Source organism: Xanthomonas sp. NCPPB 1826, from assembly GCF_056725285.1.
In genome coordinates, this window is sequence record NZ_CM161521.1 from 2,375,153 (window position 1) to 2,401,722 (window position 26,570).

General features: G+C 66.7%; 21 protein-coding genes. All 21 read right to left on the bottom strand.

The genetic code is table 11. The features are described from left to right. Positions 1-76: 76 nt before the first annotated feature. The 21 genes from AC1PLA_RS10210 to AC1PLA_RS10310 all read right to left on the bottom strand — a co-directional run bounded on the left by AC1PLA_RS10210 (position 77) and on the right by AC1PLA_RS10310 (position 26,567). Positions 77-2,998, bottom strand: a complete 2,922-nt coding sequence (locus AC1PLA_RS10210; protein WP_349780461.1) for a ligand-binding sensor domain-containing diguanylate cyclase — start codon at positions 2,996-2,998, stop codon at positions 77-79. Between the two features lie 415 nt (positions 2,999-3,413). Then, a complete protein-coding gene (locus AC1PLA_RS10215; protein ID WP_349780462.1) occupies positions 3,414-6,365 on the bottom strand; it encodes a diguanylate cyclase in 2,952 nt (983 codons plus the stop codon). Positions 6,366-6,483: 118 nt separating this feature from the next. Then, the gene (gene fliR / locus AC1PLA_RS10220) at positions 6,484-7,275 is read right to left on the bottom strand and encodes a flagellar biosynthetic protein FliR (protein WP_016904238.1); all 792 of its coding nucleotides are present in this window, start codon (positions 7,273-7,275) and stop codon (positions 6,484-6,486) included. A gap of 13 nt (positions 7,276-7,288) precedes the next feature. After that, positions 7,289-7,558, bottom strand: a complete 270-nt coding sequence (locus tag AC1PLA_RS10225; RefSeq protein ID WP_005917968.1) for a flagellar biosynthetic protein FliQ — start codon at positions 7,556-7,558, stop codon at positions 7,289-7,291. Between the two features lie 416 nt (positions 7,559-7,974). Then, a complete protein-coding gene (gene fliP / locus AC1PLA_RS10230) occupies positions 7,975-8,820 on the bottom strand; it encodes a flagellar type III secretion system pore protein FliP (RefSeq protein ID WP_039521458.1) in 846 nt (281 codons plus the stop codon). A 1-nt stretch (position 8,821) separates the two neighbouring features. After that, positions 8,822-9,229, bottom strand: a complete 408-nt coding sequence (gene fliO / locus AC1PLA_RS10235; protein ID WP_481106101.1) for a flagellar biosynthetic protein FliO — start codon at positions 9,227-9,229, stop codon at positions 8,822-8,824. Further along, entirely contained in the window at positions 9,226-9,564 is a 339-nt protein-coding gene (gene fliN, locus AC1PLA_RS10240; RefSeq protein WP_016904992.1) for a flagellar motor switch protein FliN, read from the bottom strand. Before fliN ends, fliO begins: the two co-directional genes overlap by 4 nt. Next, complete coding sequence (gene fliM / locus AC1PLA_RS10245) at positions 9,561-10,574, bottom strand: flagellar motor switch protein FliM (RefSeq protein ID WP_016904991.1); 1,014 nt, start codon at positions 10,572-10,574, stop codon at positions 9,561-9,563. Before fliM ends, fliN begins: the two co-directional genes overlap by 4 nt. 10 nt (positions 10,575-10,584) lie before the next feature. Continuing rightward, complete coding sequence (locus tag AC1PLA_RS10250) at positions 10,585-11,109, bottom strand: flagellar basal body-associated FliL family protein (RefSeq protein WP_016904990.1); 525 nt, start codon at positions 11,107-11,109, stop codon at positions 10,585-10,587. A 189-nt stretch (positions 11,110-11,298) separates the two neighbouring features. Beyond that, the gene (locus AC1PLA_RS10255) at positions 11,299-12,591 is read right to left on the bottom strand and encodes a flagellar hook-length control protein FliK (protein WP_481106102.1); all 1,293 of its coding nucleotides are present in this window, start codon (positions 12,589-12,591) and stop codon (positions 11,299-11,301) included. Beyond that, positions 12,588-13,043, bottom strand: a complete 456-nt coding sequence (fliJ, locus tag AC1PLA_RS10260; protein ID WP_016904675.1) for a flagellar export protein FliJ — start codon at positions 13,041-13,043, stop codon at positions 12,588-12,590. The genes AC1PLA_RS10255 and fliJ overlap by 4 nt, the downstream gene beginning before the upstream one ends. Positions 13,044-13,046: 3 nt before the next feature. Further along, positions 13,047-14,423 carry a flagellar protein export ATPase FliI gene (gene fliI, locus AC1PLA_RS10265; protein WP_016904676.1) on the bottom strand — a complete coding sequence of 459 codons (1,377 nt, stop codon included), beginning with the start codon at positions 14,421-14,423 and terminating at the stop codon, positions 13,047-13,049. Beyond that, positions 14,420-15,040 (bottom strand): FliH/SctL family protein, encoded by a 621-nt coding sequence (locus AC1PLA_RS10270; protein WP_016904677.1) that lies wholly within the window; start codon positions 15,038-15,040, stop codon positions 14,420-14,422. The genes fliI and AC1PLA_RS10270 overlap by 4 nt, the downstream gene beginning before the upstream one ends. After that, complete coding sequence (gene fliG / locus AC1PLA_RS10275) at positions 15,037-16,026, bottom strand: flagellar motor switch protein FliG (RefSeq protein ID WP_016904678.1); 990 nt, start codon at positions 16,024-16,026, stop codon at positions 15,037-15,039. The genes AC1PLA_RS10270 and fliG overlap by 4 nt, the downstream gene beginning before the upstream one ends. 10 nt (positions 16,027-16,036) lie before the next feature. Further along, a complete protein-coding gene (fliF, locus tag AC1PLA_RS10280) occupies positions 16,037-17,767 on the bottom strand; it encodes a flagellar basal-body MS-ring/collar protein FliF (protein ID WP_016904679.1) in 1,731 nt (576 codons plus the stop codon). A 13-nt stretch (positions 17,768-17,780) separates the two neighbouring features. Further along, positions 17,781-18,152: a flagellar hook-basal body complex protein FliE gene (gene fliE, locus AC1PLA_RS10285; RefSeq protein ID WP_006449786.1), complete on the bottom strand. Its 372-nt coding sequence runs from the start codon at positions 18,150-18,152 to the stop codon at positions 17,781-17,783. A gap of 320 nt (positions 18,153-18,472) precedes the next feature. Next, positions 18,473-21,982, bottom strand: coding sequence for a glycosyltransferase (locus AC1PLA_RS10290; RefSeq protein WP_481106188.1), 3,510 nt, complete (start codon positions 21,980-21,982; stop codon positions 18,473-18,475). A 569-nt stretch (positions 21,983-22,551) separates the two neighbouring features. Beyond that, a complete protein-coding gene (locus AC1PLA_RS10295) occupies positions 22,552-22,920 on the bottom strand; it encodes a hypothetical protein (RefSeq protein ID WP_126968849.1) in 369 nt (122 codons plus the stop codon). 368 nt (positions 22,921-23,288) lie between these two features. Then, entirely contained in the window at positions 23,289-24,812 is a 1,524-nt protein-coding gene (locus AC1PLA_RS10300) for an FkbM family methyltransferase (RefSeq protein WP_481106103.1), read from the bottom strand. Further along, a complete protein-coding gene (locus AC1PLA_RS10305; protein ID WP_481106104.1) occupies positions 24,809-25,432 on the bottom strand; it encodes an LbetaH domain-containing protein in 624 nt (207 codons plus the stop codon). The genes AC1PLA_RS10300 and AC1PLA_RS10305 overlap by 4 nt, the downstream gene beginning before the upstream one ends. Continuing rightward, positions 25,422-26,567: an aromatic ring-hydroxylating oxygenase subunit alpha gene (locus AC1PLA_RS10310; protein ID WP_481106105.1), complete on the bottom strand. Its 1,146-nt coding sequence runs from the start codon at positions 26,565-26,567 to the stop codon at positions 25,422-25,424. The genes AC1PLA_RS10305 and AC1PLA_RS10310 overlap by 11 nt, the downstream gene beginning before the upstream one ends. Positions 26,568-26,570: the final 3 nt, after the last annotated feature.

Here is a 26,570-nt window from a genome sequence, read left to right on the forward strand (position 1 = left end):
CAGTGCATGCGTGGATGCTGTGCGTCGAGCTGAAATCCGTACGCAGCGAGCTGCGCCCGACCGGCGACTCTTGGGCTCACGCCACCGACGATTCGGGCTCTTCCGGTTCGATGCGATTGCGGCCATGCCGCTTGGCGCGGTACAGCGCCTCGTCGGCACGCGCCAGCAGCGTGGCGGCGTTGTCGCCGTTCCGGAACCAGGCCACGCCGACCGAACAGGTCACCTGCAGCGGCCGGGCGGCACCCACCTCGTACGGTGCCAGGCTGAGCTTTTCGTGGATGGCGCGCAGCCGGTGCTGGCTATGCTGCGACATGCCCGGCAGCAGCAACAGCAGTTCCTCGCCACCGTAACGGCCCACCTTGTCCGAGTCGCGCAGGCAGGCGGTCAGGCGAGCGCCGACCTTGGCCAGGACCGCATCGCCGACCAGATGCCCGTGTTCGTCGTTGACCAGTTTGAAGTGGTCCAGATCGATCAGCACCACCGCCAGCGGGTGCCCGCCGTGCGCACAGGCCTGCAGTTCTTCGGCCATGGCTTCGAGCACGCCGGAGCGGTTGAGCAGGCCGGTCAGGGCATCGTGGCTGGCCTTCAGGGCCAGCGCTGCGCGCGCGCTTTCCAGATCGCGTTTTTCGTGTTCCAGCTGATAGGTGCGCTCGGCCACCAGTTCGGCCAGCATGCGCTCGCGCGCGACCAGATGGCGGTGCCGCCAGCGCCACAGGCCGGCCAGCAACGCGCTGCCGATCAGCACATACAGCACGATCGCCGGCGGGCTGCGCCACCACAGCGGGGCCACCGCAAACGGCAGGTCGGCGATCGGCGAGGCGGTGCGGCGGTAGCGGTCCAGCACCTGCACCTGCAGCCGGAAATGCCCGGAGGGCAGCGGCGCCTGGTCGATCGACAGGTTGTCGCTCTGGATCCATTCGTTGTGCAGGCCGAGCAAGCGGTAACGCACGGTCAGGCGGCTCGGGTCGTCGTACACCTCCATCGTGGACAGCTCGATATGCAGCGGCTTGTCGCTCCAGCCCAGCAACTGGCCGCGCTGCACCGGCACGCCGCCACGGCTGACGCTGTCGATGCGCACGCTGGGCTGGCGCGCATCGAACAGCCGCGCCGGATCCAGCAGATGGCTCACCCCGCGCGAGGTGCCGATCCAGACCGACCCATCCGGATCCTCGGCGAAGGCGGCTTCGGAGATGTCGTCCCACAGCAGGCCCTGCGACTGCGACAGATGCGCCCAACGCTCGCCGTCGTAGACCTCCACGCCGCGCGCATGGCCCACCCAGACCCGGCCGAGGCTGTCGCCGCGCATCAGGTAGACGCCGACATCGCGCAGCGCCTCGTCGCTGATCGCCTGCAGATCCAGCCGCTCGCCCAGCAACATGCCGTGCCAGAGACCGGGCCGATAGAACGCCAGCCACACCTCGCCGCTATCGCTGATGTGGAACTTGCTGATCCACGGGTCGGAGGTGCCGCCATTGACCAGCACCTCGACCTTGGACCAGCGCGCGCCCTGCAGCCGGAACAAGCCGTTGGCGGTGGACACCCACAGCGTGCCGTCGGCGGTCTGCTGGACATCCGTATAGGCGATGGTGGGCATCTCGGTGACCGCTTCCATCGTGCCGCCTTCCAGCGGGCGCCGGATCACGAACAGCCCGCCCGCGCTGAGCATCCACATCCGCCCCTGGCGATCGATCAGCAGGCGGCGCGCGGTGCGCGGCAGTTTGGCGATCTGCGCACTGCGGCCATCCGGCCAGGTGCGGCGCAGGAAACCGGCCGAATTGAGCGTCCACAGGCTGCCGTCGGCGCTGCGTTGCATGCCCACGATCTGGATCCCGGAGGCCTGCAGGGCCGGAACGAACCGGCCGCCCGGATCGACCTGGCGGCCGGTGCCGTGTTCGTTGCCGACCAGCAGCGCGCCCTGCGCGTCGCGGGCGATCGACCAGGTGGGCGCGGCCGGCATGCCCTGCGAGACGTCCCAGTTCTCTATCCATTCGTAGCCGGCCCAGCGCACCAGGCCTTCGCCATCGACGGTCATCCAGACATCGCCATCGCGGTCCACCAGGATCGCATCGCTGCTGCCGGGCGGCAGCCCGTTGTCGGCGCCGAAACTGCGCCAGCGGCCGTTCTCCCAGCGTGCCAGCCCGTCGTTGCGACGCACCAGCACGCGCCCTTCGCGGTCCAGCACCAACGGTGCCTGCCGCCCGATGGTTCTGCCATCGAGCAAGGGCAGCGGCTGCACGCTGAATTTGCTGGCGCCCGGCGCGCGATAGAGCAGGTTGCCGGTGCCGCGGACCCACAGTGCGCCGTCGTGATCACGCAATACGCTGTACCAGCGATCGTCCGGCACGCCTTGGTCCGGCCCGTACACCTGCACCTTGCGTTGCGCATCGATGGCGCACAGTCGCTTGGCGCAGCCGGCCCACAAGGTGTCGCCTTCCACCGACAGGCTCAGCACCTTGGACAGCTCGGGCACGCGCACCCGGGTGGCGGTGTCCAGCAGCGGCTCGCTATGCCAGTGGCCGTTGCCGCGTGCGCTCAATCGTTCCAGCGTGCCGCCATTGGCCAGCACGGTGCCCCAGGAGGGACTGGCCAGCAGCATGTCTTCCTGCAGGTGTTCGGCCTCGTCGGGGGCCAGCTTGCGGAAGCCGTGCTCGTCGCCGACGAACAGGGCCTGGAAGCCGGCCACCCACAGCCGCCCGTCGGCGGCTTCGGTCATCGAGGTGATCGGTTCGTTGCGCAGGCCATCCAGCATGACCTGCTGGAAGCTGCGCCCGTTGTAGCGATACAGGCCGCTTTCGGTACACACCCACAGCAGCGTGGCGCGGGTCTGCAGCAGGCAGGTGCCGGCCAGCCCGAGCAAGCCCTGGTCGTGGGCGTAACGACGAATGCTCGCGCTCTGCGCGCCGGCCAGATCGGCCAGCGACAGCAAGGCCAGCAGCAGCACCGCCAAGAACGGTGCACGCCGGCCTGACGACCTGCATTGGCGGTACTCAACCCCCACGAGCGTTGCACTCTCCCACGCATCGGCGCGTGTGGTCCGCGCCCCTCGCGCGGGTGTCTCACGCTTGCCATGGGCGGCCCCCATAGCAGGCCGCAGTAAACCGACTAGCGGCTGTTCACGCGTGTTTCTTTAATGCTTAAGCAGGCATGGCGGCGTGAGTGCGCAGCGCGCACGGCCATTGCCGGGCGCGTGTTGTTCCCTGGGCCGGACCCTGTCGCTGCAGGCGCGATCACGCAGATGGCTTGATGCCGGTTTCAAAACAGTTGCGTGCTGCTCGCGCACAAGCACCTGCGTGGCAGCGGACACTCTCTGCAGCGACGTGTCTGCAGGCGCGCCGCCAAGGCCCATTGTGCGCCGGGTCGGTCGGCAGATCGCAGCATTGGCACTGCCTTTCGGCCTGCGTCCGGGCGCAGGCTCAGCCGCTGGCCGCGGCGTCGTAGCGCACATGGTCGTAATCGATGCGGTTGCGTCCATTGCGCTTGGCGCGATAGAGCGCGGCATCGGCGCGCGCCAGCAGCTGTTCCAGGGTTTCGCCCGGCTGGAACCAGGCCACCCCGACCGAACAGGTCACCGGCAACACGCCGCCATCGATCGGGTAGTTACCGCAGATCCCGCGATGCAGTGCCTGCAGGCGATGGGTGGCTTCGGCACTGAGCCCCGGCAGCAGCGCCAGCAATTCCTCGCCGCCGTAGCGACCGATGCGGTCGTCGCCGCGTACCAGCGTATCCAGGCGCCGGCCGACCTCGGCCAGCACCGCGTCCCCGGCCAGGTGGCCGTGCTGGTCGTTGACCAGCTTGAAGTGGTCCAGGTCGATCAGCACCACCGCCAGCGGCCGCGCGCTGGTATCGGCACGCGCCAGCATGCCGCGCAGCGCGTGCAGGATGCCGGCGCGATTGAGCAGCCCGGTCAGCTCGTCGTGGGTGGCCTTGAGCGCCAGTTCGGCGCGGGCCGCCTCCAGCTCGCGCTTGTCCTGTTCCAGCTCGGCAGTGCGCTCGGCCACCAGCTGCTCCAGTTCGCGTTTGCGCCGCAGCAGTTTGCGCGTGCGCCAGCGCAGCAGCGCGATCACCGCGGCAATGCCCAGCAGCACGTAGCCGGCCACTGCCGGCGCGCCGCGCCACCACGGCGGGCGCAGCACGAAACGCAGCCGCGCGACCGGGCTGGCGCTGCGCTGGTAGGCATCCAGCGCCTGGACTTCCAGCGTATAGGTGCCGGGCGGCAACAGTGGGTAGGTGAGGTGACTGAGCGAGGTCTGGGTCCAGCGCGCCTGGTGGCCCTCCACCCGGTAGCGGAAGCTGATGCGGTCCGGGCCGCCTTCGGCGCCGGGTGCGCTGATGTCCACATCCAGCGGCACCTGCGACCAATCGACCTGCGCCCCCGGCGTGATCGCCTGGTTGCCACGCCGCACGCGCAGGATGTCCACGCGCAATGGCGGCGCGTCGAACACGCGCAACGGATCGATCAGATGGGTGGCGCCGCGGCTGCTGCCGAGCCAGATGCTGCCATCCACGTCCTCGAAGAACGCATTGGCCGACATGTCATCCCACAACAGGCCCTCGGTGCGCGTGGCCCGCGACCAATGGCCGTTTTCCAGCATGTCCAGGCCCTGGCTGCTGCCCAGCCACAGCCGGCCCTCGCGGTCGTGGCGCAGGATGAACGGCATCACCCGCGCCACCAGCGGATCGTCCACCGCGCGCAGCGCCAGCACGCCATCGGCCTGCAGGCGGCCATGCCACAGCCCGGTATCGCGCAGCGAGATCCACAGCTCGCCATCGGGAGCAAAATCGATCAGGAAGAAATCCTGGCTGGGCAGCGCGCCACGCACCTGCACGCGCTGCCAGGCGCCGTCTGCCTGCCGCTTGTACAGCCCCTCGCGGGTGCTGGCCCAGAGCCGGCCCTGGGGGTCGAGATCGACATCGCCCACGAACGCGGCCGGCACGCCCGGATCGCGGATGGCCTGGTATGGCGCGCCCGGCGGCATGCGATACAGGCCGCGCGGGGTGGTGATCCACAAGGTGCCGGCCGCGTCGAACAGCAGCTTGTTGATCGGCAGGCCGAGCTGCAGCACGTCGACGGTCCGGCCGCTGCGCGGATCGCGCCGCGCCAATGCGCCGGACGAGCGTGCCACCCAGGCGGCGCCGTCTGTCGGCGAGAGCGCCAGGGAGATCGACTGCAGCAGAGGCTGGCCGTCGTCCAGCGTCCAGGGCTGCATGCGCCCGCTGAGCGGATCCAGCACATTGGAGCCGGCATCGCTGCCGACCAGCAGCTCCCCGCTGGGCAGCCGCTGGATCATCCAGGTCGGCGCTTCCGCCAGGCCCTGGCTTTCGTCCCAGTGTTCGATGTTGCCGTAGCCCAGCCAGCGCTGCACGCCCAGGCCACGGGTACCGATCCACAGCTGGCCGGTGCGCTGCATCAGCAACGGGCCGACCATCGGGCTGATCGGCAGCCCCTGGTCGTGGCCGAAATAGCGCCAGTGATCGCCTTCCCAGCGCACCAGGCCGCGATCGGAGCGGGTCAGCAGGCGGCCCTGTGCATCTTCGGACAGGGTGGTGGCGGCCGAGAGCGTGTCGAAGCTGGTGCCTGCCGGCGCCGCATGGTTGCGGAATACACGCTCTCCCGGCGCGCGCGACAACACCAGGCCACCGCCGCGCAGCCACAGGGTGTTCTGGTGGTCGCGAAAGATCGCCCGCCACTGCCGCTCCGGCACTCCGTCGGCTTCGCCAAGCAACTCGGTGCGTCCGTTCTCGTCGATCCGGCAGACGTGCGGCCCGCAGCTGCTCCATAGCGCCGTGCCATCGGCAAGTAACGCCTTGCCGGCCGGCAGGCTGGTGCCATCGGCCAGCTGCAACGGCAGCGGGTGCACCGACCAGCCGCCCGTGTGGTCCGGCGACAGATGCAGCAAGGCGTTCTCGCTGACCACCACCATGCCGCCGGCATAGGCGGCCAGCACATTGCCGCTGTCGGCGCGGATCGGTTTGCCGTCGCGCTGCAGCTGCACGAACGCACCGCCGTCGCGCACGAACACGCCGTTGGCACTGGCCACCCATAGCCGTCCTGCCGCATCCAGCGCCAGGGCGCGGATGTAGCGCGCATCCAGGCCGCTTTCCTGGCCGACCGGGATGAAGCTCTCGCGCTCGAAGCGGTGCAGGGCCAGCTCGGTGCCCACCCAGACCACGCCCTGGCGGTCTTCAAGCAGGCTGTTGACGGTCATGCCCTGCAGGCCATCGGCCTGGGCGTAGTCGCGGAAACTGTAGGTCTGTGCCTGCAGGTGGCCGCACACCAGCAGCCCGGCAATCCACAGGCAGGCCCAGGCCCACCAGTGGCCGCCTCGTGACGCAATCGGAGCGAACAGCGCAGACAGGTTGGGCATCGGTTCCCGCGGGCTTTGGCGTGGGTGAGTGATGGCGATTGGCGGTATCAATCGTCCTGTGCCGTTGACGGCTGACGGGCGAAAAACTTGAGGCAGTTCACACTTATGGATGTGTCCGCTAGGCGGTCAATTCCCTGGCGGCGTCGAAGGCGGTATCGAACATGCGTTGCACGGGCGGTGCGAATTCGCTGGCGAAGCTGGACAGCAGGAACAGCCCCAGCAACACCGTCAGCGGCAGGCCCAGCTGCATCGGATTCAGCGCCGGCGCGGCCTTGGCCAGCGCGCCGAATGCCAGGTTGACCGCCAGCATCGCCACCATCATCGGCAGTGCCAGGGTGAGCCCGCCGCGCAGGATCTGCAGGAACAGGGTCGGCGCTACTTCGGCGAAGGCGGCGGCGTCGGGAAGCGCGGTGCCGATCGGCAGGGCCTTGTAGCTGTCCACCAACAATGCGATCACCGCTAGGTGTCCGTTTGCCGCGAAGAACAGCAAGCCGAACCCGAGATAGAACCACTGCGCGATCACCCCGGAGGTGACTCCGCGCAGCGGGTCGGACATCTGCGCAAACGACAGGCCGGTGGACTGCGACACCAGCTCGCCGGCCATCGCGCCGGCCTCGAAGATCAGCTTGAGCATGAAGCCCATGCTGGCGCCCACCGCCAGCTCGCGGGCGACGCTAAGCACCGCCTGCGCGGTGAAACCGTCCCAGTCCGGCACCGGCGGCAGCAGCGGCGCCAGCACCATCGACAAGGTCCCGGCCAGCATCACCCGCACCCGTCCCGGCACCGCGCGGGTGCCGATCAACGGCATCGCGGTCAGCAGCGCACCGGTGCGCAGCATGGTCCACATGATCGCCCCGACCATCGCAAACGCGCGCTGGCCGTCGATCACCATCTGGGTGGCAGCATCCATCCGGCCGGGTCCGCTAGCCGATCAGATGCGGTATGCGCTGGAACAGCGCAATGGTGAACTCCACCAGATGCCCCAGCAGCATGCTGCCGGTGGCAAACAGGGTGGCCGTCAATGCCACCGCCTTGGCCACGAAGGCGATGGTCGGCTCGTTCAACTGGGTGGCAGCCTGCACCACGCCGATCACGACACCGACAACCAGCACCGCCAGCAACATCGGGCCGGCAATCCACAGGACGGTGACCAGGCCACCACGCAATTCGGTCAGGGCGATTTCAGGGCTCATGGGTGTGATGATGCAAGTGGGGTGCCAAAGGACGGGATTCGGGATTCGGGATTGGGGAATCGGGAATCGGGAAGCGGGAATCGGGAAGCGGGAATCGGGAAGCGGGAAGCGGGAAGCGGGAATCGGGGGGGAGGTCTGAAGCTGGTGCGACGGTGTAGGGGCTGACCAAGGTGCGGTCTGCAGAAGCTCGCCCCTCTCCAGCGGGAGAGGGCTTGGGGTGAGGGTACGAGGCGAAGCCACGCGTGTTGGGTGGTTCCGCTGGGCGTCGCTCAGCTGTGCGCTTCGGCCGCTATCGGCTGCACTGGCTGGCGCGCTTGCTGTCTGCTCTACGTCTGTTGCTCGACTTCGGGACCCCATGCCGAAGCGGCAGGCCGGGTCGACACGCCGGCAGGGCGGCGCGCATGCAGACCTTGCGGCTACGACGCGTTGAAGCTCGCGGCCAATGTGCCCACCACCAGCACCCAGCCATCCACCAGGATGAACAGCAGGATCTTGAACGGCGCCGAGATCAACATCGGCGACAGCATCATCATGCCCATCGACATCAGCACGCTGGCGACCACCAGATCGATGATCACGAACGGGATGAAGATCAGAAAGCCGATCTCGAACGCCGTCTTCAGCTCGCTGGTCACGAACGAGGCCACCAGCACCGGGAACGGCACCGCGTCCGGGCCGGCGTACTTGCCGTCGCCGGCCATGCCCGCGAAGGTCATCAGGTCGGTCTCGCGGATCTGCGCCAGCATGAAGGCGCGCAGCGGCTGGGTGGTCAGCGTCCAGGCGGTCTGGAAATCGATCTGGTTGTTGAGGTACGGCGATAGGCCCGCGCCCCACATCTTCTGCCACACCGGCATCATCACCAGCGCGGTCAGGAACATCGACAGTCCCAGCAGTACCTGGTTGGACGGGGTCTGGCCGGTGCCCAGCGCCTGGCGCAGCAGGCCCAGCACGATGGTGATGCGGGTGAAGGCGGTCAGCACCAGCAGCATCGACGGCAGCAGGGTGATCGCCGTCATCAGCAGCAAGGTCTGCAGCGGCAGGCTCACTGGCTGGTCGCCGATGCGGCCGACGCTGACATTGGGCAACGACGGCAGCTGATTGGCGCCGGCCGGAGCGGCCGCAGGCGCGGCGGCGGGAGCGGCGGCCTGGGCCATGGCCGGCAATGCGGCAGGCGTGGCAGCGGCCAGCAGTGGGCAGCTCATCACCAGCAGGATCAGCACCAGGCGGAGGCTGCGCCCCCAGCGATTCCAACGACTCAACATGTCACGGGTCCTTGCGCAGCTTCTGTGCCAGCAGCTGGGCGAAATTGGGAAGTTGCTTGAAGTTGGGCAGGGTGGGGGCGGGCGCGGACGGCAGCGGTTCGGGCAGGGTGTGCAAGGTGTTGATGCCGCCGGCGGTGACGCCGAGCAACAACTGCTGGCCGTTGACCTCCACCACCACCACGCGTTCCTTGGCACCCACCGCCAGGCTGGTCACCACCCGCAGGCCTTCGGTACTGCGGAAACCGCTGCCGGGCATGCGCTTGAGCAACCAGCCCAGGCCGACGATCAGCGCCAGCACCAGCAGCAATGCAAACACCGCGCCAAACAGGCTAGGCGAGGACGGTGCCTGCGCGCCGACCTGGGTGGCCTTGGCCGCGACCGGCGCGGCAGTGGCCAGCAGGCCGATCACCGCAGCCTCCGGATCCGTTCGCTGGGGCTGACCACGTCGGTCAGGCGGATGCCGAAGCGGTCGTTGATGACGACGACTTCGCCATGCGCGATCAAGGTGCCGTTGACGTACACGTCCAGCGGCTCGCCGGCGCCGCGCTCCAGTTCCACCACCGAGCCCTGATTGAGCTGCAGCAGGTTGCGGATGGGAATGCGCGCGCGGCCCACTTCCAGCGACAGCGTCACCGGCACGTCCAGGATGACGTCCAGGTTGAGGTCGGTGGCATTCTGGTCGTGCTCGGCCTGCAGGCTGTCGAAGGTGGCAGGCGCGGCGTCGAGGATGTCGGAGTTGATCATTTGCTGGAGTCCTGGGAGGGAACGGCGCGTGGGGCTTGCACGCCGGGCGGGCGTACGGCGGTGATCTTGACGGCGTTGTTGCCATTGGAAACGCCGAATTCGCCGGTGAACAACGGGATGTCTTCCACGCACAACGGCACCTGTGCGGGCAGGTCGATCGGCAGGATGTCGCCGATCTTCAGGCCGGTGAGCTGGCGCAGGCTCATGCGCTTGCTGGCCAGCACGCTGGACAGGGTCACCTCGGCGGTGTCCAGCTGCTCGCGCAGCATCACGTTCCAGGAGTCGTCGCGGTCGTTGCGGTCGCTCTGGATGCCGGCATCGAGCAGTTCGCGGATCGGCTCCAGCATCGAATACGGCAGGGTGATGTGGATCTCGCCGCCGCCGCCTTCCAGTTCGACATGGAAGCGGCACACCACCACGTACTCGCGCGGGGTGACGATGTTGGCGAAGTGCGGGTTGATCTCCGAGTTGATGTACTCGAAGTCCACTTCCATCACTGGCGCCCAGGCTTCCTTGAGGTCGGCGAAGGTCTGCTTGAGCATCAGCTGCACCACGCGCATCTCGGTGGCGGTGAATTCGCGACCTTCGATACGGGTGTGGTAACGGCCGTCGCCCCCGAAGAAGTTGTCCACCACGGTGAACACCAGCGTGGGTTCGAACACGATCAGGCCGGTGCCGCGCAGCGGCTTGAAGCGGATCAGGTTGAGGTTGGTGGGCACGTACAGCGAGTGCATGTACTCGTTGAACTTGACCAGGTCGATGCCGCGCACCGACAGGTCGGCCGAGCGCCGGATCAGGTTGAACAGGCCGATCCGCCACAGCCGCGCGAAGCGCTCGTTGACCATCTCCAGGGTCGGCATGCGGCCACGGATGATGCGGTCCTGGCTGGACAGGTCGTACTGGCGCGCCTCGCCGGGCAGCGGCTCCGGCTCGGTATTGACCGCACCCGAATCCACGCCATGCAGCAGGGCATCGATTTCGTCCTGGGAAAGCAGATCGCTGACGCTCATGGGGCAGGCCTTACTGGGTGACGAAACTGGTGAACAGCAGTTCTTCGACGCACTTCTTGCCGGTCTCGCTGGTCATGACCTTCTGCGCTTCGGCCAGGGCGGCCTTCTGCAGCTTCTGCTTGCCGACCAGGTCGGCCACATCGGTGGCCTTGACCTGCGACAGCAGCATCAGCAGATGCGCGCGGATGGCCGGGGCGTTTTCGGTGATCAGCTTGAGGTCTTCCGGGTCGCGAGTGACCAGCTGCACCTCGACCTGCAGGTACTGCGGGCCGTCGCCGGGGTCGGCCAGGTTGACCACGATTGCCGGATCCATCGGGAAGTACTGCGCCGGCTTGGGCACCTCGGCCACCTTGGGCGCGGCGTGCTTGCCGTCTTTCTCCTCGCCCTTGTGGCCGAAGAAGAACCAGGCGCCGCCACCGGCAGCGGCCAGCACCACGACCCCGACGGCGATCAGCAGAAGTTTCTTGCCGCCCTTCTTCTTGTCGCCCTTGTCGTCTTTGTCTTCGGTCTTCTTGGGTTTTTCCGCGGCTGCCACAGTCTGCTCCAGGGGGAATGCTCACCCAATGGATGCAATTGGCGTGCCAATTCGGCGACGGTTTCCCGGCGCGCGTACAGCTTCAACGGCAAAACCCCCGCAGGCCTTGCGCTGCGAGGGGCGTGGGGCGTGCCGGAGCTTGCCGGCATCCAGGTTTCAGCCGCGCCGGGGCGTGCCCGGCGCGCGCGCTCAAGCGTAGGCGTCCAGCAATCCACGCTGGCGTAATACCACCGACGGAATTCCGACAGGCGGGCTGTCGTCCAGGCTGAGGCCATTGCCATCGCTGCCGCCGCCGTTGCGGTTGCCGGACTGGCTCTGCTGTTGCTGGCCGACATCGGCCTGGCCGAGCTGGAAGCCGTTCTGGCCGAGCATTTCGCGCAGGCGCGGCAGGCTCTGCTCCAGCGCCTGGCGCACGTCGGCATTGGCGGAGCTGAAGCTGGCGTTGACCTTGTCGCCCTCCAGATGCAGCCGCACCTCGACCGGGCCCATCTCGTTCGGGGTCACCTTGATATGGGCATGGCCGATCTTCTGGTCGGCCAGCCAGCTCATGCGCGCGCCGATGGCGTCGTCAAAGGTGTCGCTGCCCATTTCCGGGGTCGGGGTGGGCGAGGCGCTGAACACCGGCGCCGGGTCCTGCAGGCGGCCGAGCGCGGCCGCCGTGGTGGTCGGCAGCACGAACGCCGGGGCGTCCGGCGCGGCCGGGCCGGCGCTGTCATCGGTGGCCGGGTCCAGCGCCTTGGTCGCCATGCTCATCAGTGCGGCCGCCTGGGCGTCGCCGCTCAAGGCGGTGACGGAGGTGGGCTTGGCGCCTGCGGTGGCAGCCGGTGCCAGCGCGCCCAACGAGGGCAGGGCGGTGCCGGCGGTCGCGGGTGCGGTGGGTGCGGCCGCGTCGGTCGGCAGCGCGGTTGCCGTCGGCGTGGCGCCGGCCGCAGCTGTCACGCCGGCAGCCAGTGCCGCAGCCGCGGCCGCCAGCACATCGCCGCCGGGCAATGCCTGCGCCAGCAGACCCATGCCGAAGCCGCCAAGGCCCGGCGGTGGCCAGCCGGTGTCGGTGGCGGTGGCTGCGTCGGCCTGTGCGTCTTCGCCGTTGCTCGCGGTCTTGCCGCCCTTGCCGGTCTTGGCGGTGGCGGCAGCGCTGCTACCGTCGGCGGCAGACGACTCCTTGGCGGTGCCGGACTTGGCAGCCTTGGCATCGCCATCCTGCGCGCGCGGGCGTGCGGTGGCATCGCCCGGCGCGTCGTCGCCGTGGTCGTCGTCGCTGCGCTGCTTGTCGGGCTGGTTGGACTTGGGCGCGGCCTGCTTGGCCGGCACGCGCTCGGGCGCCTGCGGCGGGGCCTGGTTCGGCGTGTTGGCCGGGTTGAGCATGCGCGCAAACGGGTCCTGGCCGGCGTCCGGCTCGGACGAGGGATCGCTGTAGCTGGATTTCTTGCCGGTGCCGGCGAGTGCGCCGAGGCCGGCGGCAAAAGCGGACAAGGGGTTCATGCGGATTCTCCGTGGGTGTCTTCGCTGCGGGCCAGGCGCGAACGACGCGCGCCGAGGTCGTCCATCTCACGCTGGTCGCGGCGTTCGATCACCTTGTTCTCCTGCGCACGGTAGCTGGCCGCCAGTTGCTCCAGCACCTGCTTCTCGCGGCTGGCCAGCAGCAGCCGGGTGCGCTCGGCTTCCACCTTGTTGCGGTTGTTTTCGACGGTCTGCGCCTGCTGCAGCACGGCGCTGTCGAGCCGGTCCAGGAAGGCGCGGCGGTTGGTCAGTGCAGCGGCGCTGGTGCCGGCCATGTGGCTGTTGGCGTATTCCTCGGCGTAGCGGCGCAGCTCTTCCAGGCGCGACTGGTGGGTGTCCAGGGCGCGCTGACGCTCGGCCAAGTCGCGCGCGACCTTGTCTTCCTGTTCCTGGGCGCGGCGCAGCAGGGGGTCGATCCGTTTGGACTGCATCATGGATTAGTTCTCGGGTTCGACCAGCCGCTGCAACGCGGACAGGCTGTCGGGCAGGTCGGCGGCCCGGTGGACGTCCTGGCCGAGGAATTCGACGATCTCCGGCCAGCGCGCCAATGCTTCGTCGGTGGCCGGGTCGCTGCCGCGCTGATAGGCGCCGATGGCGATCAGGTCGCGGTTAGCGGTGTAGGCCGACAGCAGACGCTTGAGCTTGCGGATGCGCAGGCGCCAGGTGTCGTCGGCGATGTCCTGCACCACGCGGCTGACCGAGGATTCGACGTCGATGGCCGGGTACAGGCCGCTGTCGGCAACCCGGCGCGACAGCAGGATGTGGCCGTCGAGAATGGCGCGCGCGGCGTCGGCGATCGGGTCCTGCGGGTCGTCGCCCTCGGTCAGCACGGTGTAGAAGGCGGTGATCGAGCCGCGCCCCTTGGCGCCGTTGCCGGCGCGTTCCACCAGCGCCGGCAATTTGGCGAACACCGACGGCGGGTAGCCGCGGGTGGTCGGCGGCTCGCCGACCGACAGGCCGATCTCGCGCTGCGCCTGGGCGAAACGGGTCAGCGAATCCATCAGCAGCAGCACGTTCAGGCCCTGGTCGCGGAACCATTCGGCGATGGCGGTGGCGCGGTAGGCGCCATGCAGGCGCGCCAACGGCGGGCGGTCGGCCGGGGCGGCCACCACCACGGCGCGGCGCAGGCCTTCCTCGCCCAGCGTGGTTTCGACGAAGTCGCGCACTTCGCGGCCACGTTCGCCGATCAGCCCGACCACGATCACGTCGGCCGAGGTGAAGCGGGTCATCATGCCTAGCAGTGTCGATTTACCGACGCCGGAGCCGGCGAACAGGCCGACGCGCTGGCCGCGGCCGATCGGCAGCAGCGCGTTGATCGCGCGCACGCCGACATCCAGCGAGGTGGTGATGGGCTCGCGCGCCAGCGGGTTGATCGACACGCCGGCCATGCTGACGCTGCCTTCGCCGCGGATCGGGCCCTTGCCGTCGAGCGGGGTGCCGTCGCTGTCGATGACGCGGCCGAGCAGGCCTTCGCCCACTTCCACGCCGCCGCGGCGCCGCGAGGGCACCACGCGGGCGTTGGGCAGCAGGCCATGCAGTTCGGCGCTGGGCATCAGGTAGGTGCGTTCGCCGGCAAAGCCGACCACTTCGGCATCGACCCAGCCACCGTCGACTTCGACCTTGCAGGTGGCGCCCATCGGCGCCTCGCAGCCGGTGGCTTCCAGGGTCAGGCCGACCGCGCGGCGCAGGATGCCTTCGCGGATCAGGGTGCGCCCGGCGCTCGGTTCCAGCCCGAGTCCGCTCAGGCGGGTGGCCAGGCGCAGGTTGCGTGCATCCAGCCAGTCGGCCGGGGTGGCACCCAGCAGGGCGCTCACAGGCCCGCTCCGGATTTGCGCATGACTGTCTCCAGCGCGGCCCGCAGGCGCGCGTCCAAGGTGCCGTCCACGCGCACGCTTTCGGCGTGCACGCGCAGGTCGCCGCGGCTCAGGCTCAGGTCCGGGGCCACGCGGGTGGTGCTGCTGGGCGCCAGATGCGGCAGCAGCGCGGTGATGTCATCGGGATGCAGGCGCACTTCCACCTCGCGGCCGGCGCCGCCGACCGCATCGACGGCCTCCTGCACCAGCTCGGCCAGCAGCTGCGGGTCGGCCTGATAGGCACGCCCGACCAGCGAGCCGGCGATGCGCACGGCCAGCTCGCCGAGCGCGCCGACCACTTCGTTCTCCAGCCGCGCCAGCGGGCGGGTGAAGTTGTCCAGGATGCCGTCGATCTGCGCGGTCAGGCGGCGCACTTCGGACTGGCCCTGGGCAAAGCCTTCGGCATGTCCGCGGGCGAAGCCTTCCTGCTGGGCGGCGTCCTCGATCGCCTGGATCTCTTCGAGGGTCGGCGGACGCAGCACCGGCTCGAGCACGGCCGGCTCGTCATACTCCGGCGCTGGCGGGGCCGGCTCCAGGTGCAGGTCGGGGGCCAGCCAGCGGGTGACGATGTCGTTCATACCATCGCCTCCGCACCGGCGCCGCCGAGGCTGATGGCGCCTTCGTCAGCCAGGCGGCGGACGATGGTGAGGATTTCCTTCTGCGCCGCTTCCACGTCGGCCAGGCGCACCGGGCCGCGCGCTTCCATGTCCTCGAGCAGGATCTCGGCGGCGCGCTGGGACATGTTGCGGGTGATCTTCTCGCGCACCTTGACGTCGGCGCCACGCAGGGCCAGGCCCAGGCGCTCGCCGGAGACCTCGCGCAGCAGCGTCTGCAGGCCGCGGTCGTCCAGGTCCACCAGGTTGTCGAACACGAACATCAGGTCCTGGATCTTGCCGGCCAGGTCGGCGTCGATCTTGCCGATCTCGCCCAGCACGCCCTGGTCGGCGCCGGTGTCCAGGAAGTTGAGGATGTTGGCGGCCACCTTGATGCCGCCCACATTGGACGACTTGAGGTTCTGGTTGCCGGAAAACTGGCGCTCCATGATGTCGTTGAGCTCGCTCAGCGCATTGGGCGGGATGCCGTCCAGGGTGGCGATGCGCAGCAGCACGTCGGCGCGGGTGCGCTCGGGCAGCAGCTTCAGCGCCTCGGCGGCCTGGTCGCTGTCCAGATGCGCCATGACGATGGCGATGATCTGCGGGTGCTCGTTGCGCACCAGGTCGGCCACCGCGCGCGGGTCCATCCACTTCAGGGTGTCCAGGCCGGTGGTGTTGCGGCCGAGCAGGATGCGGTCGATCAGGCCACCGGCCTTGTCGGCGCCCAGCGCCTGGATCAGCACGTTGCGGATGTAGTCGTCGGCGCCCACGCCCAGCGAGGTCTTGCCGGCCAGTTCGCCGTTGAACTCGTCCATCACCTTCTCGACCTGATCGCGCGAGATGCCGGTCATGGTAGCCATGGCGATGCCGATCTTCTGCACCTCCTTGGGGTCCATGTGCTTGAGCACTTCGGCGGCGTCGCTTTCCCCAAGCGACAGCAGCAGCACGGCGGCGCGCTGTACGCCGGTCATCGGTGGTGTATCAGGCTTCACTGGCGACCCATCCCTTCACGACTTGTGCGACACGTTTTGAATCGGCTTTGACTGCTTCGCGTGCGAGACGCATGCGTTCTTCGTAGGCGTCCGGCAGCGCGATCGGGTTCTTGCGGTCCTGACCGAGCTGGGCGGTGTCCTCTTCCAAACGCGGCATAAGGTCGTCATCGTCGACCATCCGCACGTCGGCGCTCTGCGGAGTGCCATCGTTGCCGCCCTTGGCCTGCTTTTCCTTGATTGCGGTCACGCCGGTGAGCTGGCGCAGGGTGGGGCGCACCACGCCGAACAGCAGCGCCAGCACCACCACCGCACCGACCAGCAGGCGCAGACCGTTCTGCACGCGCGGGTCTTCCCACCACTTCGGACCTTCCTCGCCGGCCACCGCTTCGCGCACGAACGGGGCATTCATCACCGACACCGTGTCGCCACGGGCCGCGTCGAAGCCCACCGCCTGCTTGACCAGGCCCTCGATGCGGGTGAGCTCGGCGGCCGTCAGCGGCTGCTCGACCATCTTGCCCTTGGCACCGGGGCGCGGGACGTTGTCCAGCAGCACCGCCACCGACACCCGCTTGATGCGGCCGGCCGGCTGGCGGGTGTGTTGCAAGGTCCGGTCCAATTCGTAATTGCGGGTGGCGCTCTTGGAACTTTCGGTCGGCGCGGCCGGTGCGGCGGCCTGGCCATTGGCAGCGGCCGGGGTACCCGGTGCGCCGGCAGTGGCGTTTGCGGCCGGCGCCGGCGGCTGGCCGGGGCTGTTGCTGGTGGCGCCCGGGGGGCCCTGCGGGCCGGTGGCGCTGGTGCTGGTGTCGCTGACCTGTTCGCTGCGCAGCTTGGCCGGTTCGCCGTTGTAGAGCTCGCGTGCTTCCTCGACCACCGAAAAGTCCATGTCCACGCTGACTTCCGGGTTGACCCGGCCCGGGCCGGTCATCGGCTCGAGCAGCTCGCGGATACGCTGGTTGTAGGAGCTTTCCTGGCGACGCACCTGTTCGAACTGGGCGGCATGCTGGGCGGCGTCGCTGTTGGGGTCGGCGATGGAGAGCATGCGGCCGCTCTGGTCGACCACGGTGACGCGCTCGGGGGTCATGTCCGGGATGCTGGAGGCGACCAGGTTGACGATGGCATCGACCTGGTTGCGCTCCAGGCCCTGGCCGCCGCGCAGCTCCAGCACCACCGAGGCGCTGGCCACGTCACGCTGGCGGGTGAAGGCGCTCGGCTTGGGGATGGCCAGATGCACACGGGCCTCGCGCACCGGGCGCAGGGTGCCGATGGTGCGCGACAGCTCGGTTTCCAGGGCGTGCTGGTAGCGGGCGTTTTCGACGAACTGGCTGACGCCGAAGCCGGGGTCTTTTTCCATCAGCTCGAAGCCGCCGCCAGTCTCCTTGCCGGTCAGGCCGGAGCCGGCCAGCTTCAGGCGGGCGTCGTACAGACGGTCCTGCGGCACCGAGATGGCGCCGGTGTCCTGGTCGATCTTGAACGGGATCTGCGCGGTGCGCAGCAGGTCGGCCGCTTCGGCATTGCCCTTGTCGTCCAGGCCGGTGTACAGCGACTGGTAACCGGGTTTCTGCGACCAGAAGAACACTGCCAGACCGGCCGCCACCGCCACGGCGATCATCGCCATCATGGTCAGCTTGCGGGTGATCTGCAGGCTGCGGACACGGTCGAACCATTGCCCCGCCTTTTCGGCGTTCTGGTTCATGTTTTCTTTGGTGATCGCGAGAGCCATGTGTCGTCAACCTTTACAGCGGCATGTTCATGACGTCCTGATAAGCCTGGACGAGACGGTTGCGGACTTCCACGGTGGCGCGGAAGGCCACCTGGGACTGCTGGGAGGCGACCATGACCCGTGCCAGATCGGCACTGGGGTCGCCCATTTCAAAGGCCTTGGCTAAGGCGCCGGACTTCTGCTGAGCCTCGTTGACGCCGCCGATGGCGCCGCGCAAGGTCTCGCTGAAGCTCGGTGCCTGGGTGGCCGGTGTTCCCTGCGTGCCGGCCAGCCCCTGGATCTGATTGCCGCGCGCCGCATCGCCCACCGCGCCCATCGGGCCTTGGCCCATCTGCGTCTGGTAGCTGCGGATCTGCGAGAGGATGGAGGTAACGGAGTCGCTCATGGGTGCGGTCAGCCAGGGAGGCATCCACACCAATGCAAGCGGCGTGCCGAAACCGCGCCGGGATTCCGGCGCCGGGGCGGGGAGAGGCTTTAAGTCAGCCGCGGATTGGTCCGGCGCTGGGCGATGGCCCAGGAGTATTGGGTGCAGAGCGTCGGATCTGCGGCTTGGCTGCAGGGCCCGTGCCGCCCACCATCGCAGGACACGCCGCAAGGACGTCCGTGTAGGCGCTTACGCGGCATCCCTGCCGCGTAAGGTCCCGCGACGGTGGGCGGACAAGGACCAAGCGAGACGGTGGTGCATGCACCCGCGGCCTCGATCCACTAATCCGGCAACCACGCCTCACGCCAGCGATCAAGATTGCTTCCGGTCAGCATCCAGTCGCGGCGCACCACATCACGCAACGCCGCGCCCTTTGCCGCTGAAGCGGCCGGGTCGGCCAGATGCTCGCGGATCGCGCCGATCCAGTCGCGGTAGCGGTTTTTCACCAGGGTCACCGGCAGGTTGCCCTGGTAGCAGCGCACATCGCTGGCGATCACCGGGTAGCCGCAGGCGCCGTATTCGAGCAGGCGCAGATTGCTCTTGCACTCGTTGAACAGGTTCTGTTCCACCGGCGCCAGCGCCAGGTCCAGATCCAGCGCCGCCAGTGCGGCCGGGTAATGATCGATCGGCACGCCAGGCTGGAACTGATGGATGTGCTTGCGCAACGCGAACGGGTACATCCCCATGAACACCCATTCGACTTCGTCGGCTAGCTCGCGCACCACATCGGCGATCAGTTCGAGGTCGCCGGTGTGACTGACGCCGCCGGCCCAGCCGATGCGCGGCTTGCCGCCCTGGCGTTGCTTGCGTTCGCTGCGTGCGGGCAGGTGCTCCCACCAATGCGGCGGCAGGCGGTTTTCGGCCACGCGGATATCGCCATGCAACCCGGCGAACGCCTCGGCCAGGGCAGGGGTGGACACCACGAAGCGGTCCACCATGCCCAGCCCGCGCCGCACGGTCTTGAGGATGTCCTTGGGCATGTGCTCGCGATGCGCGTTCTTCAGCGGCAGGTTGGGCAGGTAGTCGTCCAGCTCGTAGACCTTGAACGCACGCGACAGCGCCTGCATGCGCCGCATCGCTTCCAGTCGCGGCTCGCCGACCTGGCGTTGCAGGATCACCACGTCGGGATCCTGGCGCGCCAGCTCGCTGATCTCCAGATAGCCGTTGAACAGCACGCCTTCGACCATGCCCGCCTCGCGCAGGGCGCGCAGCGGCTGGATTACCCGGTAGTGGCCGCAGCCTTCGATATCGGCGGGCAGGGCGATCATCGTCGGTAGCGGTCGCCACGACTGCAGCGGCCGCCAACTGGCGCGCGGGTCGGCCAGCTGGAAGCCGGCGCCGGGATCCAGCGAGAAGCCCGGGTTGTAGGCCGGGTCGTTGGCCATCACCGGCAGCCAACGCGCATACATCGCTTCTTCGTCGAGTGCAGTGGCGGGTGGCGCGTCGGGCGGGTCGATCAGCAGCTGCGCGCGCGCGGCGTAGACATTGAGATAGCCGGCCTGCTGCAGGCGCAGACATAGGTCGACGTCGCTCCATTGCGCCAATGCCGGTTCCTGCGCAAAGCCGCCGGCGTCCAGGAACAGCTGGCGCGGCAGCATCAGGCATTCGCCACTGAGCGCGCTGTAGTTCTGATCCAGTTGCAGGCGCTGCAGATAACCCGATTCGTCAAACGCCGCACCTGCAAAGGCGCGCGCCGCTGGTGCCCCCAGGCCCAGCAGCAGGCCGGCGTGATGCACGGTGCCGTCGCCGCGCAGCAGCTTGCCGGCCACCGCGCCGACCTCCGGGCGCAGCGCGTGGTTGAGCAACTGCGCCAGCCAATCGGCCTTGATCGCTGCGGCGCCGGCCGCCAACCACAGCAACATCTCCCCACGTGCTTGCTCGGCCGCCGCATTGCAGGCCGCCTCGCGCGACGGCGCACCGTCGAAGCGCAGCACGCGGATTTGCTGCAGGCCGAGGTTGTCGATGCCCGCCAGCCAGTCGCGCAGCCCCGGTTCGGCGCTGTCGCCGCGATCCAGCAACAGCAGCTCGTAGTGCGGGTAGCCGGTGTTGGCGAGCACGCTTTCCAGGCAGCGCTGCACCTGCGCCAGGCGTCCATCCACCAGCACCAGGATGCTGACCAATGGCTGCTGTGCATGCCGGTAATCCACCGCGTGCCGGCCGGGGCCATTGCTGCTCACCAGCGCGTCCACATAACCGCGCGCGGCGAGATGGCGGGCAATGGCGCGCCGTTCGTCTTCGTCGCCATGCCGCGTGGTGGCCGATGCCACCAGCAAGGGTTCGGCGATGTGCTGGATGCAGGCCAGGCCGTAGCGTTCGACCAGCCCAAGCTGGTAATCCAGTTCGAAGGCGTCGCTCGTTTCGGTTGCAAAGCCGCCATCGGCCGCTAGCGTTTGGTGCCGGAACAGCCAATGCCGCGACATCGTCGACGGTGAACTGAGCAACATGTCCAGGTATAGCGCCGGTCGCATCGCCAGCCCCAGCTGACCGCCGTCCAGCGCGACCACTTCATCGGCGTAGATGGCCTGACACGTGTCCGGCAGCGCGAGCATCTCCAGCGCCAGCATCAGCAGGCCACTGGCGGTGAACAGGCTGCCGGCCTGGACCAGCAGCACCCAGTCGATGGACTGTTGCGTGGCGATGGCCCGATTGAGTGCGGGCACCAAGCCGTCCGGACCGATCAGCACACCGCGCCCGCCGTGCTCGGCGGCCTGCTGCGGCGAGCTGCTGATCACCCAGGTCTGCTGGTTCCGATAACACGCCACCGCCGCCAGGCTGGCCTGGGTTGCGGCCACCGCCGCCGCATCGCCGTCGCTGTCGACCACCATCACTGCGATCCGTGGGCCGCCCGCATGCGCCTGCAAACGCGCATCGATCAAGGCGCGCTGCACGGTGCTGGGATGACGCACCCCCAACCAGGTGGCCGGCGACACGCGCTCGGCCATTCCTGCGCTCTGCATCAAGGCGTTGACCAGATCCACCGACTTGAACACCCGCGCCTTGTGCGGGCTGAGCGGGGCGACACGCACCTGTCGGTTGTCGCCGCCCTCGCGTCGCCAGCCAAGTTGACGGATGCCCTGGCGCAGGTCGTCGTGGCCTTGATCGCCGATACCCGGCTGGTCGCGGCCGGCCTGACTGAACTGCGCGCTGGAGACGCGAAACTGCGTGAGCGGGCTGGACAGCAGGGCCAGGTTGCCGTGACGCAGCAGCTTGACGTAGATCGCCAGGTCGCCAACCCAGTGGATGGCCTTGCCGTTCAACATCATCAGCTCGCCACCCAGCGCCACCAGGTCGTCGCGCCGTGCAAGCACGCAACTCGGCTCGCCGATGAAGTTGATGGCGTGGTCGGCCAGGAACGACACCAGCTCCGGCCCATCGATCAGCACGTCCTCGGCAAACGGGAAGCTGGTGGCCAGGATGTCCGGCAATGGGGCGCCGTCGTCGTCGATCCGCAGCCGGCGCGAGGACGCCAGCGCGGTGCCGGGGTTGCGCTCCATTGCGCCGACCAGCTGCGCGACGCAGTCCGGCTGCAGCACGTCGTCGTCGTGCAGGAACTTGACGTACTCGCCCTGCGCCAGGCCGATCCCCTTGACCGTGCTGCCGAGTTCGCCGAGGCGGGGGGTATTGCGGTGGTAGCGGATCGGAAATGGGGCGTCAGCCAGCCTCGACGCCAGCACGGCCTCGATGGCGCCATCGGCGTTGTCGTCGCAGATCACCAGCTCCAGCGCCGTGTAAGTCTGCGCCAGCACGCTATCCAGCGCCTGCGCGAAATAGCGCGGCTTGTAGGCCGGCATGACGATGCTGACGAGGGCAGGAGAGCTCACGGGTGGTGGTTCGAGTTGATCATTCAAGAATTATCCGATGCTAGATGCAGTGCCAACGCGAATTAGTCCGATCACGCGGAAGGCAGCGAGCATCGAATTGGCCGAACCGATGCAATATGCATGCCGCTCGAAGCATGACGCGTCGTTATCGGGAGGAATGGCTACGCTGCCACCGTGCTGCCCGTCGGCAACCCTTTTTCCGTCCTGGCTCCTGAAGTAGGCAATGCGCTTGGTTACGGGCCATTTGGCATTCAAGAGCAGGCAGTGGCCGTTTGGCGGCGTGCCACCGGAATTCGGCAGCACTCATCACGTCCTTCGCTTGCGCGGTAGATGAATCGTCCAACGAAGAACGCCACATCAACGCCCCGTGCCTGGCTTGCTCGCCTGAACGGGTGTGGGCGATGAAAATACCCTCGACCGGTGAGTGGTGATGCCCAGACAAGGTTGCAGGATTACGAGTGCTGTGATCCAGGTCTCCTGCATGTCAACGATGGACGCATCGAGAGCGCAATGCACTCGAGATCTGGGCCGATGGACAGTCAAAGGCCGGTGGGCAGTCTATCCAGAACGTCATAGGTCATGTTGATACTGCCGTTTCCGTTCGTTACCAGCCAAACGCCATAGCCGGGAGGTAGGTAGACCTGGTAGGGGAAGTGGTCTGAGGGAGGGGCAACGCCGAGAAATATTACCCTTTTGGTTCCGTCCCCATATCCGGATGGCGCCGATGTATCCGCGTAAACGGCAAGGCCTATTGCGGATGAAGCGCCGCTCAGACTACATGTGCGAATCACGAGGCCGTACTGGTTGGTGGCAGGAGAGACAATTTGCGTCACAACGTTGGCTGCAACGCCGACATTCGCAAATTGAGCTCCTACCGGAACAATCGTTGTCTTGCCCGAGATTTCCATGGTGGTTTCCTCGCTTCAGAATACTGCTGAGATGCGTCGATAGAATGATATCCGTCGAGATCTAAAGGACGTTTCGATGCACGACGCGCACACCGAACCATGACACTACCCAGTGGAGGGTAAGCTGACAAGTCGAGTTTTTCGCTGTGTCCACAATCCGGCTTATGACATTAATCGAGTGCCCTTTGTCATGCTCTCGCAAGTCGATGATGGCGTAGACCAACTGGCAGATGTCCGACAGCATGAGCAGGTTCTATGCTTTTCAGGAAGTTCGATATCTCAATGAATTCAGGAAGGGGATGGTTGAAAAGAAAATTTGCGGGCGTCAGTCATCGCTCTATCTCTCCAAGCCGTGAAGTTCCCTGGGCTTACTCCGCCCAGGGTGGTGGTGCGGCACCGGCGACGGGCGATGCATACAAAACGAGGTCGTAGTAGTGGCCGGGAGAGTGCTGGCGTAGACGGAAGTGATAGCCATCCACCAACTTGTCCAGTTGTTCCACGATATCCAGTAAATCCTGGGCGTAGTGGTACACACAGATAGCCATGCGGGGGCGCTGGGTGCGGATGAGATGAGATGCGCCTTCGAGTGCCCTGGCTTCGAACCCTTCGATGTCCAACTTCAGTAACGTCAGCTTTTCCAACTCATCGTCAAGACGAGTAGTAGCAACGGAGATTCCGCCATCCGGCGATACATGGCTGGAAACGGTGCCGGTCTCCTCGAAGCGCAGCGTCGTCTGTTCGTTGGAGATCGCTTTTTTGATGGCCCTGAAATTGTGCGGGGGAAGGGGGAGGGCGCTCGCGACGCCCTCCAATTTCTGGAAGTTGATGTTGTCGGGTTCGAAGGCGGTGATGCTTTCGTAGCGATGGCGGGATGCTTCTAGAAACTTGTGGACGATGGGGCCTTGGAAGGCACCGCCATCGCAAAAGTGTTCACGCTTGCCCAACTGGAATGTGCTGGTATCGGCGTATTCTGAAAAGTACTCGTTGATCGGCGTCGCCCAGCAGTCCAGTAGGAGGCTGGAATCGTAGGTCAGGCGGAACAACAGGTTGCTGTAGAGCGTAAAAACGCTGAACTCGTCGTCCAGTCGATCCGCAAAACGCAGAAATTCGTCCAGGCGCAGAAGCGTCCGCTGACGGTATACCTGGGCAGGCTCGTATACGGCGACCAGCCCACAGTTGGCAACGGCCAGGCAGGCATTTACCCTTTCAATGCCTGCTTGCTCGCAAAGCTCGCGGGCCAAGCCCGATTCTCCCGGGCTATAAGAAAAGTCGATGGCCAATGCCTGGGGATACTGGGCCGCTTGTTCGATGAACTGGCGAGAATTCCAGCGCGGCACCCCATGAACGGTGTCGCTGTCGCTTGGCTGGTCATCAACGGCGGCAATTACATGGCTGGAGCGCTGGACGATCTTTGGGCCATAAATGTCGCCAATGCCCGAGCGCGGTTGGAGCAAAAAGAGGGGGCGCTGCTCGAAATGCGGGATCAGCGGATCCAAGCAAGGCGCAACGCTCAGTTGCTCGATGCCCGCATTGGTGCACAGGTCATTTGCAAACGCCCGTCCGCGCGGGCTGCAAGAGAAATCGATAGCGATCGCATCGGCATACTGCCCCGCCTTGGCAAGAAACTCCTGACTGCTCCAGCGCGGCGCGCCATGAATGCGGTCCAGGTGGATGCTCTGGTCATCAATTGCGGCAACAACATGATGCAGGTCGGCAACCACCCTGGGACCATGCACCATGCCTGCATAGGACTCGGGAGCGACGAGGAAGACAGGACGGTCGGCAATCGCGGGCAGGCGTGCAATGACATCCTCCAGCGCAGGGCGCTCCTGCTCCGCAATACGGAGAATCCGTTGGCGAAGCTGCTCATTTCTTGAGTTCATGAACGTCATCTCTCGTAGGTATGAATGGGGGCGTCGTAGCGGGCGTCGAAATAGGTCTTGGCAGGCACGTCCTCGCAATAGACACGCGGCCAGCCAAGTTCGCAGTTTCGTCCCACCTTGACGCCCCCACTCACGATGGCGCCGGTCCGCAGGATGCTATTACTGCCGATCTCGACGCCCGCGCCGATTTGCACACCGTTCTCTATCCAGCATGACGATTTGACGCGGCATGCCGGTCCGAGGTGTGCACCGGCGTGGATGACGGTGTTGTAGTCGATCCTGCACCCGTGCCCGACAACGGCATGGGCACCTACGAATGCGTTGAGCCCGATGGTCGTGTCAGAGCCGATGGCTGCGCTGGAGTGGATGAAGGACTCCAGCTTGAAGCCACGTTCCATTGCTGCCTGCATCAGTTCCATGCGCTTGAAGTTGCCGAAGCGTTCGTCGAAAGCCACGAACATGGCGCCGTCGGTCGGATTCAGCCCATCCAGCACGGCCAGATCGAATTCGTGTCCCGCGTCTTGTGGCACGTCGATTCTGATGACCGCCTCGTCCTGACGCGCCTGCTTCCAGGCGTGAAAGGCCAGGTCGAGGTACTCGCTGCTGCCGATGATCCACCTAGATTTCATGTTCGGTCTCCATCAGCAGCGTGTACCAACGTTCGACCAAGCGATTCATGGATTCATAGGCTCCCTGGGTAGGCAGCGGCGCGTCGGTGTGCAATGCAGACTGCACCCGCTCCATGATGTCGACGTCTTCGCCCACTACCACCTTGCTGCCGTGCATCTGCGCAAGCAGCACTTGGCTGGAAGAACCGTAAGGCTGTTTCTTGCGTGCGCTAAACCAATAGATTTCCAGGTCGGTCCGGTCCGGGGCGACGGGGATATGGTGTTCCAGCGTGAAGGAATAGCCACCGTTGGAACTGGCGATATGCATGTTCGGGAAGGCAAGCCAGTTGAAGTAGGCATCCTGCTTGCCCCAGCGCTCCACTTTGTCGTGCCAGCCGAAATGCTGAAAGTTGGGGATGGGGGCTTCCGGGCCGCCGAAACTGAAGCGGCGCATCTCGCGCCGCAAGGCTGCGGGCGATGTGCCCTGCAAGGCTTCCATGGACTGCCTGGCTTGTTCCTCGTTTACCTGGGGAGTGAAGCTGACACTCTTGGCCAGTGTTTTGGGGTGGACAAAGCGCGGGTGGTTGGCGTCCCGCAGATTCTCGTAGGCCAGCTTCCAGTTGTACCGGCCATGCCATGTGGTCACCATGACCTCGGTGTCGTAGGCGTTGGAACTACTTTCCAGCAAGGCGATGAAGTCTGCCGAAAACTGCTCCTCGATGGGCATCGGGTTGGAGTCGAGGTTGACGAACAGCAGGTTGCCGATGGCGCGCAGTGAGAATTCGCGCAGCTTCAGGTTGTCCCTTTCACTAGTGTCCAGGCGATAGATCGCATCGCAGTCCGGGATGTTTTTTACCCGGCCTTGTTCGTCGTAACTCCAGGCGTGGTAAGGGCACACCAAAGGCCGGCAACCGATAGCACCGGTTTGAATCAGTGCACTGCGGTGAAGGCAGACGTTCTCGAACGCACGGATTTGGCCGTGGAAGTTCTGAATTACCAGGGGAATGCCCGCGATCTTGCGGGTGATGAAGCAGTTGTTTTCCCGCAGCAGTGTCTTGAGCCCTGCAAACAACCAAACCCGACGGAAGATCTTGCGCTGCTCGCGCTCAAAGATTTCCTGCGACAGGTAATACTTGGGGTGCATCCGGGAGCGCATCGA

Bases quoted from the DNA above. Each gene is read 5' to 3' on its own strand.
- AC1PLA_RS10300 (WP_481106103.1), bottom strand. From the start codon at position 24,812: ATGACGTTCATGAACTCAAGAAATGAGCAGCTTCGCCAACGGATTCTC.
- fliM (WP_016904991.1), bottom strand. From the start codon at position 10,574: ATGAGCGTCAGCGATCTGCTTTCCCAGGACGAAATCGATGCCCTGCTG.
- AC1PLA_RS10290 (WP_481106188.1), bottom strand. From the start codon at position 21,982: ATGCCGGCCTACAAGCCGCGCTATTTCGCGCAGGCGCTGGATAGCGTG.
- AC1PLA_RS10255 (WP_481106102.1), bottom strand. From the start codon at position 12,591: ATGAACCCCTTGTCCGCTTTTGCCGCCGGCCTCGGCGCACTCGCCGGC.
- fliR (WP_016904238.1), bottom strand. From the start codon at position 7,275: ATGGATGCTGCCACCCAGATGGTGATCGACGGCCAGCGCGCGTTTGCG.
- AC1PLA_RS10305 (WP_481106104.1), bottom strand. From the start codon at position 25,432: ATGAAATCTAGGTGGATCATCGGCAGCAGCGAGTACCTCGACCTGGCC.
- fliJ (WP_016904675.1), bottom strand. From the start codon at position 13,043: ATGATGCAGTCCAAACGGATCGACCCCCTGCTGCGCCGCGCCCAGGAA.
- fliN (WP_016904992.1), bottom strand. From the start codon at position 9,564: ATGATCAACTCCGACATCCTCGACGCCGCGCCTGCCACCTTCGACAGC.
- fliF (WP_016904679.1), bottom strand. From the start codon at position 17,767: ATGGCTCTCGCGATCACCAAAGAAAACATGAACCAGAACGCCGAAAAG.
- fliP (WP_039521458.1), bottom strand. From the start codon at position 8,820: ATGTTGAGTCGTTGGAATCGCTGGGGGCGCAGCCTCCGCCTGGTGCTG.
- AC1PLA_RS10310 (WP_481106105.1), bottom strand. From the start codon at position 26,567: ATGCGCTCCCGGATGCACCCCAAGTATTACCTGTCGCAGGAAATCTTT.
- AC1PLA_RS10295 (WP_126968849.1), bottom strand. From the start codon at position 22,920: ATGGAAATCTCGGGCAAGACAACGATTGTTCCGGTAGGAGCTCAATTT.
- AC1PLA_RS10215 (WP_349780462.1), bottom strand. From the start codon at position 6,365: ATGCCCAACCTGTCTGCGCTGTTCGCTCCGATTGCGTCACGAGGCGGC.
- AC1PLA_RS10270 (WP_016904677.1), bottom strand. From the start codon at position 15,040: ATGAACGACATCGTCACCCGCTGGCTGGCCCCCGACCTGCACCTGGAG.
- fliE (WP_006449786.1), bottom strand. From the start codon at position 18,152: ATGAGCGACTCCGTTACCTCCATCCTCTCGCAGATCCGCAGCTACCAG.
- AC1PLA_RS10225 (WP_005917968.1), bottom strand. From the start codon at position 7,558: ATGAGCCCTGAAATCGCCCTGACCGAATTGCGTGGTGGCCTGGTCACC.
- fliG (WP_016904678.1), bottom strand. From the start codon at position 16,026: ATGACCGGCGTACAGCGCGCCGCCGTGCTGCTGCTGTCGCTTGGGGAA.